This is a genomic window from Nocardioides sp., assembly GCF_036401255.1.
Classification (GTDB): domain Bacteria; phylum Actinomycetota; class Actinomycetes; order Propionibacteriales; family Nocardioidaceae; genus Nocardioides.
In genome coordinates, this window is sequence record NZ_DASWVI010000406.1 from 1 (window position 1) to 9054 (window position 9054).

8 protein-coding genes are annotated in these 9054 nt (G+C 74.1%); 5 read left to right on the top strand and 3 right to left on the bottom strand.

The window, feature by feature from the left end:
- Positions 1 to 660, bottom strand: a 660-nt coding sequence (locus VGD85_RS18860) for a LysR family transcriptional regulator (RefSeq protein ID WP_331064966.1), incomplete at its 3' end; no start/stop codon positions are given.
- A 101-nt stretch (positions 661 to 761) separates the two neighbouring features.
- On the opposite strand from VGD85_RS18860, the gene VGD85_RS18865 reads away from it, so the two are divergent.
- The 3 genes from VGD85_RS18865 (at position 762) to VGD85_RS18875 (ending at position 4502) form a co-directional block, all read left to right on the top strand.
- Positions 762 to 1739, top strand: a complete 978-nt coding sequence (locus VGD85_RS18865) for a YeiH family protein (protein WP_331064967.1) — start codon at positions 762 to 764, stop codon at positions 1737 to 1739.
- A 69-nt stretch (positions 1740 to 1808) separates the two neighbouring features.
- A complete protein-coding gene (lysS, locus tag VGD85_RS18870; RefSeq protein WP_331064971.1) occupies positions 1809 to 3281 on the top strand; it encodes a lysine--tRNA ligase in 1473 nt (490 codons plus the stop codon).
- Between the two features lie 210 nt (positions 3282 to 3491).
- A complete protein-coding gene (locus VGD85_RS18875) occupies positions 3492 to 4502 on the top strand; it encodes a helix-turn-helix domain-containing protein (protein ID WP_331064968.1) in 1011 nt (336 codons plus the stop codon).
- 26 nt (positions 4503 to 4528) lie between these two features.
- Here the strand turns inward: VGD85_RS18875 and VGD85_RS18880 are convergent, their stop codons facing one another.
- Positions 4529 to 5248: a VOC family protein gene (locus tag VGD85_RS18880; protein ID WP_331064969.1), complete on the bottom strand. Its 720-nt coding sequence runs from the start codon at positions 5246 to 5248 to the stop codon at positions 4529 to 4531.
- 123 nt (positions 5249 to 5371) lie between these two features.
- Entirely contained in the window at positions 5372 to 6283 is a 912-nt protein-coding gene (locus tag VGD85_RS18885; protein ID WP_331064970.1) for a diacylglycerol/lipid kinase family protein, read from the bottom strand.
- A 133-nt stretch (positions 6284 to 6416) separates the two neighbouring features.
- Here VGD85_RS18885 and VGD85_RS18890 point away from each other — a divergent pair, with 133 nt between their 5' ends.
- Positions 6417 to 7715, top strand: a complete 1299-nt coding sequence (locus VGD85_RS18890) for an adenylosuccinate synthase (protein ID WP_331064972.1) — start codon at positions 6417 to 6419, stop codon at positions 7713 to 7715.
- A gap of 16 nt (positions 7716 to 7731) precedes the next feature.
- Positions 7732 to 8997 (top strand): phosphoribosylamine--glycine ligase, encoded by a 1266-nt coding sequence (gene purD, locus VGD85_RS18895; protein WP_331064973.1) that lies wholly within the window; start codon positions 7732 to 7734, stop codon positions 8995 to 8997.
- Positions 8998 to 9054 lie beyond the last annotated feature (57 nt).

Consider the following 9054-nt stretch of genomic DNA (forward strand, 5'->3'; position numbering starts at 1 on the left):
GAGCTCGAGCCCGGCTCGGGCCAGCGCCCGGACCAGCGTCTCGCGGGTGCCGGAGCCGGCCTCGCGCAGGATCAGGTCGGAGCCGACCAGCTCCTCGGGCGTGAGCGGCGTACGCCGGCGGGCCCAGGGGTGCGCGGGGTCCACGACCACGACCAGGGCGTCGCGGGCGACGGTCGTCGCCGACACCGACGCCGGGACCCGGGGCGACTCGACGAAGCCGACGGCGACCTCGCCGCGCTCGACCCGCGCCACCACGTCGACGGAGTTGGCGACCTCGAGGCTCAGGCGCAGATCGGGGTGGACCCGGCGGAACCGGGCCAGCCAGCGGGGTGCGAGGTACTCCGCGATCGTCAGGCTCGCGGCCACCGCGACGTGCGCCGCGCGCTGCTCGGCGAGCGAGCGGGCGCCGAGCGTGATCCGGTCGACCGCGGTCAGCGCCTCGCGCGCCCACGCGACGACGACCTCGCCCTCAGGGGTGATCCGCGACCCGCTCGGGGTGCGGACCAGCAACGTGACCCGCAGCTGCCGCTCGAGCCGGCTCAGCGAGCGCGACGCGTTGGGCTGGGCGATGCCGACCGCGCGGGCCGCGGCGCCGAGCGATCCGGTCTCCGCGACCCGGACCAGCAGGTCGAGGGCGCTCAGGTCCGGTCGCGAGGACATGCACAGATGATATGGCCCGCGCCTGGCTCATATCGCCAGCGCATGAGTCTGGTGTGCATCGGCGGCTACCGCCGGACCCGGGGTCGCCCCAGGCTGGGGGCATGGTCAGCACACGTCAGCTCGGGCCCGGCCTGGCGGTCGCCGCGGCCGCCGGGGCCGTCGCGCTCGCCGCGCACGCGGTCGTCGCGGCGCTGAGCCCGACCCTCGTCGCGATCGCGCTCGGCATCGCGCTCGCCGCATCCGGACGGGTCGACCAGCGGCTGCGCCCCGGGCTGGGCCTCGCCTCCCGACGGGTGCTGCGGGTCGGGGTCGCCCTGCTCGGCCTGCAGCTCGCGCTGCCGCAGATCGTCGCGCTCGGATGGCCGGTGCTGCTCGTGGTCGCCGGCGTCGTCGGGCTCGGCATCACGCTCACCCTCGCGCTCGCGCGGCGGCTCGGCGTCCCCGGCGACACCGCGCTGCTGATCGCGTGTGGGTTCTCGATCTGCGGGGCCGCCGCGGTCGTGGCGGTCGACGGCGTACGCCGGCCGCGCGCCGCCGGTCCGGACGGCGCGGCCGCGGTCGTCTCGCTCGTGGTGGTGTTCGGCAGCGTGGCGATGCTGCTGATCCCGGCGCTCGCCGGCCTCGCCGGACTCGACCAGGTGGCCGCGGGAGCGTGGTCCGGTGCCTCGATCCACGAGGTCGGCCAGGTCGTGGTGGCGGGCGGGATCCTCGGCGCGGCGGCCGTCCCGGTCGCGGTCGCGGTCAAGCTGGCCCGGGTGCTGCTCCTGGCGCCGGTGCTGACGATCCTGTCCGTGCGCTCGCGCCGGGCCGACGTCGTGCGACCGCCGCTGGTGCCGGGCTTCGTCGCCGCCTTCCTCGGGTGCGTGGTGGCGCGCACGGTGCTGCCCCTGCCGGCCGTCCTGCTGGACGTCGCGGCCCTCGTGCAGTCCGGCGCCCTCGCCACCGCGATGTTCGCGCTGGGCTGCGCCCTCGACCCGGGCGCGCTGCGGCGTACCGGCGCTCCCGTGCTCCTCCTGGCGGCCGGCGCCACCGGGATCGTCGCGCTGCTCGGGCTCCCGGCCGCGTGGGTGGCCGGCTGACGTCGGTAGCCTTGCCCGGTGACCGACACCGCCGTACCCCCCACGCCCGAGGACGACCTGCCCGACCAGATGCGGGTGCGCCGGGCCAAGCGGGCCCGGCTGCTCGAGGAGGGCCGTGAGGCCTACCCGGTGGGAGTGCCGCGCACCCACACCCTCGCGCAGGTGCGCGAGACGTGGGGCCACCTCGAGGCCGGCGAGGAGACCCAGGACGTCGTCGCGATCACCGGCCGCGTCGTGTTCGTCCGCAACACCGGCAAGCTCTGCTTCGCGACCCTCCAGGAGGGCATCGGCACCCGCCTCCAGGTGATGCTCAGCCTGGCCGAGGTCGGCGAGGAGGCGCTCGAGGACTGGAAGCACACCGTCGACCTCGGCGACCACGTCGCGGTCGAGGGCCGGGTGATCTCCTCCAAGCGCGGCGAGCTGTCGGTGATGGCCTCGTCGTGGCAGATGGCCTCCAAGGCGCTGCGGCCGCTGCCGGTGCTGCACAAGGAGCTCTCCGAGGAGTCCCGGGTCCGGCAGCGGTACGCCGATCTGATCGTGCGCCAGGAGGCTCGCGACATGGTGCGCACCCGCGCCGCCGTACTCCGCTCGATCCGCGCCACGCTCGACGACGCCGGCTTCCTCGAGGTCGAGACCCCGATCCTCCAGTCGATGCACGGCGGCGCCGCGGCCCGCCCGTTCGGCACGCACCTCAACGCGTTCGACCAGGACATGACGCTGCGCATCGCGCTCGAGCTGTTCCTCAAGCGGGCCGTCGTCGGTGGCGTCGACCGGGTCTACGAGCTCGGCCGGATCTTCCGCAACGAGGGCGTCGACTCTACGCACAGCCCCGAGTTCACGATGCTGGAGTTCTACGAGGCGTACGGCGACCAGTTCACCGCCGCCGAGCGCACCCGCGCGATCGTGCTCAACGCCGCCGAGGCGGCCGGCGTCGGCACCACGATCGTCGACCACCACGGCCGCGAGGTCGACCTCTCGGGCGAGTGGCGCTGGCTGCCGATCGCCGACGCGGTCTCCGAGGCGCTCGGCGAGCAGATCTCCACCGACGAGACCGAGGAGAACGCCGCCGCACTGCGCACCCTCGCCGAGGCCCGGGAGATCGCGCTCAAGCCCGACTGGGGCGCCGGCGCGATCATCCTCGAGCTCTACGAGCAGCTCGTCGAGCACACGCTGGTGCAGCCGACGTTCGTGTGCGACTACCCCGAGTCGGTGCGCCCGCTGGCCCGGCCGCACCGCTCCAAGCCCGGCCTGGTCGAGGCCTGGGACCTGATCATCGGCGGCATGGAGCTCGCACCGAGCTACTCCGAGCTGGTGGACCCGGTGATCCAGCGCGAGCGGCTCACCGAGCAGTCGCTGCTCGCGGCCGGCGGCGACGCCGAGGCGATGCAGCTCGACGAGGACTTCCTGCGGGCGCTGGAGTACGGCGCGCCGCCGATGGGCGGCACCGGCATCGGGGTCGACCGGCTCGTGATGCTGCTCACCGGCGTCGGCATCCGCGAGACGATCCTGTTCCCGCTGCTCAAGCCCGAGGCCGACCGCTGACGGCCGGCTGAGGGGCACGCTGAGGGGTGCGCTGAGGGGTGCGCTGAGGGGCACGCCACCGGGACGACCGATCCCCCGATGCGGGTCGTCCCGGCACGACCACGCCCCGAGATCGGTGCGCGGTCGGAGGGCGTGCCGCCCGGATCATGACATTGACCGCTAGGTGACAACCCGAGCGAAGTGGCCTGTGGCACGAAGTTGCCACCTAGGATGCCGAGGGTGCCCCGGAACGAATCGACCACGGTGCTCGCGGCCCTCGGCTTCAGCCCGGCCGTGGAGCGCACCTACGAGCACGTCATGCGCCACACCGGTCAGCGGTTGCCGTTCGTGGCCGCGGCCGCGCTGCGCAGCCCCGAGGAGCTGCTCGCCGACCTGGCCCCGCTGATCGACCGCGGCATCGTCCGGATCGACGAGGACCGCGTGCACGCGGAGCCGCCGGCCCGCGCGCTGGCCCGGCTGATCGTCGAGATCAGCGAGGTGGCCTCGCAGGCGCACGCCGAGCTCACGGCGCTGGCGCGGGCCGTGCCCCTGCTGGTCGCCGGCACGGTCCGGCCGGCCGAGGGCGAGGTGCACGGCGTACGCCCGATCGACGGGGAGATCAGCTCCGGCGGCACGCCCGGTCCGCTGATCGCGACGCTCGTGCGGCACAGCGTGGGCGACCTGGCGTGGCTGCGACCCGACCAGTGGCGGGTGCACCGCGAGACCGCGATGCTCGAGGTGGTGCGGGACCTGGTCGCCTCGGGCCGGCGCTCGCGCGCGATCTATCCCGTGCGGGTGCTGCGGGAGGCCCCCGAGGTGGTGCGCGCCCGCGCGGAGGCCGGGGAGGAGATCCGGGTGCTCCCGGAGGTGCCGACCCGGATGTTCGTCATCGGCACGACCCACGCCGTGCTTCCCGAGCCGCTGGGGTTCTTCGACGAGCCCCGCACCCTGATCCGGCAGCAGGGGATCGTCGAGGCGCTCGCGCTGCTCTTCGAGCTGATGTGGGAGCGCGCCTCGCCCGTCGCCGAGCACGGCCGCAGCGACCGGGACGAGCACGACGCCGACCTGCGGCGGCTGCTGCTCGAGCAGCTGGCCGCCGGTGCCCGCGACGAGCAGATCGCCCGCGCGCTCGGCCTGAGCCTGCGCACGGTGCGGCGCCGGGTCGCGGGGCTGATGACCGAGCTCGGCGTGGACTCCCGCTTCCAGGCCGGCGTGGAAGCGGTACGCCGCGGCTGGCTCTGACCGGCTCCCCGCTTCTCAGCCTGCGCTCACCGGTAGGCCCGGAGCACGCAGAACTCGTTGCCCGACGGGTCGGCGAAGTGCCGCCAGGGCAGCTCGCCCCAGTCGAAGTGCAGCTCCCGCCCGCCGTGCTGGGCGATGGCGGCCGCGACCTCGTCGGCGTCCTCGCCGGCCTCGAGCCGCACGTCGAGGTGGATCGGGTTCTTCGCCGAGCCCTTCGGGGAGCTCTCCGAGCAGAGCTCCAGCAAGGGTCCGCGCTGCGACGGGTGGCGCAGCGATCGGGGCGCGACCCCGGCCACCGGCGTCCAGCCGGTCAGCCACGCCCAGAACTCCGCGTCCCGGCCCGGGTCGGCGGACTGCAGCGGCAGCGCCGCGAGTGGGCCGGTGTCGGCGTACGCCGCTCGCTCCTCCATGACGAACAGCGGGTTGCCGGCGGGGTCGGCGAGCACCACCCACGGCACGTCGCCCTGGCCGACGTCGAGGTGCCGGGCACCCAGCCCGAGCAGCCGGTCGACGACGTCGGCCTGCTCGCCGCCGCCCGCGAGGTCGAGGTGCAGCCGGTGCGCCCCGACCGTGGGCTCGGCGACGGGCTGGAAGCACAGGTCGAGCACCGGCCCGCCCTCGACGGCCAGGCGGGTCTCGAAGCCGGCCTCCTCGTCGGTGAGGCGCTCCCCGTCGACCGCGGCCTCCCAGAACCGCCCGACCCGCTGCGGGTCGACGGCGTCGAACACGACGTTCTCCAGGTACATGACCCCACCGTAGGCGGCGGCCGGTGGTCACCGTTCCCCCACGCACCTGACAAAACTGTCGTCCCCCGGCGCGGCGGGGAGCATTTCTGTCAGGTGCGTGGCCAAGACAGTGGGCACAGGCGGTCAGGGCAGCAGCATGGAGTACGCCCCCGGCTCGACCCGCCAGGTGCGGTGCCGCTCGGGGCCGTCGATCTCACCGTCCGCGCTGCACCAGAACGGGCCGCCGGCGACCGAGACGACGGCGCCGCGCAGGTAGGTGCTGTCCGGCCGGCGGTGGTGGGTGCCCAGGCCGAGGCGGGCGCCGTACAGCAGCCGGGAGACCGGTCCGGTCGCCCGCGAGATCATCACGTCCACCTTGCCGTCGGTCGGGCTGGCCTCGGGGGTCAGGTGGGTGCCGCCGCCGACCGACGGGCCGTTGCCGATCGCGACCATCAGCACCGGGTCGTCCAGGTCGCAGACCACCTCGCCGTCGACCTCGACCCGCAGCCGCACGCTCGGCGGGTCGATCGCGGTCAGCGCCGCGCCGATCGGGTAGCCGAGCTTGCCGAGGTTGAGCCGGCCGACGCCGATGGACCCCAGCCGCTCCTTCCACGCCGCGCCCTTGCGGCTGGCCTCGGCGCCCGCGCCCACGTGCACGCTGTTGACGACGATCTCGCCGACCTCGTCGACGACCAGGTCCATCGACCGGGGCCGGTCGCGGAGCACCACGCGGGCGGCGTCCTCGATGTCGAGCGGGATGCCGGTGCCCCGGGCGAAGTCGTTGCCGGTGCCCAGCGGCAGCAGCCCGAGAACCGCGCTCTTCAGCTCCTGGCGCCGGTGCAGCGCCGAGACCACCGCGTGCAGGCTGCCGTCCCCGCCCGCGACGACGATCCGGCGCGACCCGGCCCGGTGCAGCACGCCGTCGAGCTCGCCGGGGTTGGCGGTCGTCGCCACCTCGACCGAGGCCCGCTCCCGGAGCACGGCGAGCGCGGCCGCCAGCGACTCCTCGTCGGAGGTGCCGGCCTCACTGTTGGTGATCACGAGGAGGGGGTCCACGTCGCGGACACTATCCGAGCGGCGAAGCCCGAGCCGTCGAGGCGGGAGCCCACCTTTGGTAGCGTGTGGCCGCAAGAGCTCCGGTGCGCTTGTGCCGGAGCTGTTTCGTTTTCCTGTGGAAGTGAGCGCGCAGATGCCCGCGATCGCCATCATCGGTGCCCAGTGGGGTGACGAGGGGAAGGGCAAGGCGACCGACCTGCTCGGCACCAGCGTCGACTACGTCGTGAAGTTCAACGGCGGCAACAACGCCGGCCACACCGTCGTCATCACCCAGCCCGACGGCAGCACCGAGAAGTACGCGCTGCACCTGCTGCCCAGCGGCATCCTCACCCCGGGCTGCACCCCCGTCATCGGCAACGGCGTCGTCGTCGACCTCGCCGTCCTGTTCGAGGAGCTCGAGGCGCTCGAGGCCCGCGGCGTCGACGTGAGCCGGCTGCGGATCAGCGCCAACGCGCACGTGATCGCCGACTACAACCGCACGCTGGACAAGGTCACCGAGCGCTTCCTCGGCTCCCGGCGCATCGGCACCACCGGGCGCGGCATCGGCCCGACGTACGCCGACAAGATGAACCGCATCGGCATCCGCGTCCAGGACCTCTTCGACGAGAAGATCCTCACCCAGAAGGTCGAGAGCGTCCTCGAGCTCAAGAACCAGATCCTCACCAAGATCTACAACCGTCGCGCCGCCACCGTGGAGGCGACGGTCGAGGAGCTGCTCGCGTTCGCCGACCGCCTGCGGCCGATGGTGTGCGACACCGGCCTGCTGCTCAACGAGGCCCTCGACCGTGGCGAGACCGTGCTGCTCGAGGCCGGCCAGGCCACGCTGCTCGACGTCGACCACGGCACCTATCCGTTCGTGACGTCGTCCTCGGCCACCGCGGGCGGCGCGTGCACGGGCTCCGGCATCCCGCCGCGCCGGCTCGAGCAGGTCATCGGGATCGTCAAGGCCTACACGACGCGCGTGGGCGAGGGCCCGTTCCCGACCGAGCTGCACGACGACGCGGGCGAGCACCTGCGCAAGGTCGGCGCCGAGTACGGCACGACGACCGGCCGCCCGCGGCGGTGTGGGTGGTACGACGCGGTCATCGCGCGCTACGCCGCCCGCGTCAACGGCGTCACCGACTTCGTGCTCACCAAGCTCGACGTGCTCACCGGGCTCGAGCAGGTGCCGGTGTGCGTGGCCTACGACGTCGGCGGCGTGCGGCACGACGAGATGCCGGTCAACCAGAGCGACTTCCACCACGCGGTCCCCATCTACGAGTACCTCCCCGGCTGGTGGGAGGACATCTCCGGCGCCCGGACGCTCGCCGACCTGCCGCCGAACGCCCAGGCCTACATCAAGGCGGTCGAGGAGATGTCCGGGGCGCGGATCTCCGCCGTCGGCGTCGGCCCCTCCCGCGACGCCACGGTCGCGATCCACGACCTGATCTGAGGGCGTGCTCGAGATGGTGAAGGCACTCGTCATCGGCACCGGCGGCCGCGAGCACGCGCTCGCCCTCGCGCTCGCGCAGGACCCGTCGGTCACCGAGGTGCACGCCGCGCCGGGCAACCCCGGCATCGCGGCGATCGCCACCCTCCACGACGTCGACCCGATGTCGGGGGAGTCGGTCGCCGACCTGGCCGCTGAGATCGGCGCCGACCTCGTGGTCGTCGGCCCCGAGGCGCCGCTCGTCGCCGGGGTCGCGGACGCCGTGTGCGCCCGGGGCATCGCGGTCTTCGGGCCGTCGCGGGCCGCCGCGCAGCTGGAGGGCTCGAAGGACTTCGCCAAGGGCGTGATGAACGCGGCCGGCGTGCCGACCGCGGGCTCGCGCACCTGCACCACGCCCGAGGAGGTCGCCGCCGCTCTCGACGCGTTCGGTGCGCCGTACGTCGTCAAGGACGACGCGCTCGCCGCGGGCAAGGGCGTCGTGGTCACCCGCGACCGCGAGGAGGCGCTGGCCCACGCGGCCGGCTGTGCGCGGGTGGTCGTCGAGGAGTTCCTCGACGGTCCGGAGGTCTCGCTGTTCGCGATCTGTGACGGCACCACGGCCTACGCGCTGCAGCCCGCCCAGGACTTCAAGCGGATCTTCGACGGCGGCCGCGGCCCCAACACCGGCGGCATGGGCTCCTACACGCCGCTGGCCTGGGCGCAGCCCGACCTGGCCGACGTCGTGCTCGAGACCGTCGTCCGGCCGACGCTCGCGGAGATGGCCCGACGCGGCACGCCCTTCGTCGGCTGCCTGTACGTCGGGCTCGCGCTGACGCCCACCGGGCCGCGGGTCATCGAGTTCAACGTGCGGTTCGGCGACCCCGACATCCAGCCGGTGCTGGCCGTGCTCGACTCGCCGCTGGGGGCGATGCTGTCCGCCGCGGCGGACGGGCGGCTGGGAGACGTGCCCGCACCGGTGTTCCGCGACGAGGCAGCCGTGACGGTGGTGCTCGCCTCGGCCGGCTACCCCGAGTCCTCCTCGAAGGGCGACGTGATCACCGGCGTCGACCTGGCCGAGCAGCGCGACGGCGTGGACGTCATCCACGCGGGCACGGCGATCCGCGACGGGGAGCTCGTCACCGCCGGCGGCCGGGTGCTGGCCGTCCGCGCGGTCGGGTCCGACGTCGCCGCGGCCCGCCGCACGGCGTACGCCGCCGCCGAGCTGGTCTCGTTCCCCGGCATGCAGCGCCGCTCCGACATCGCCGCCGAGCCGCTCGGCGTGGTCGAAGGCGCCTCCCTCCGTTGATTCGGGACTTCTGACGGTCGAGTCGGGAGTTGTGACGGTCGAGTCCGTACTTCCGGA

Excerpts from the sequence above, each read along its gene's own strand:
- VGD85_RS18890 (WP_331064972.1), top strand. The coding sequence starts at position 6,417 with ATGCCCGCGATCGCCATCATCGGTGCCCAGTGGGGTGACGAGGGGAAG.
- VGD85_RS18865 (WP_331064967.1), top strand. The coding sequence starts at position 762 with ATGGTCAGCACACGTCAGCTCGGGCCCGGCCTGGCGGTCGCCGCGGCC.
- VGD85_RS18880 (WP_331064969.1), bottom strand. The coding sequence starts at position 5,248 with ATGTACCTGGAGAACGTCGTGTTCGACGCCGTCGACCCGCAGCGGGTC.
- VGD85_RS18875 (WP_331064968.1), top strand. The coding sequence starts at position 3,492 with ATGCCGAGGGTGCCCCGGAACGAATCGACCACGGTGCTCGCGGCCCTC.
- lysS (WP_331064971.1), top strand. The coding sequence starts at position 1,809 with ATGCGGGTGCGCCGGGCCAAGCGGGCCCGGCTGCTCGAGGAGGGCCGT.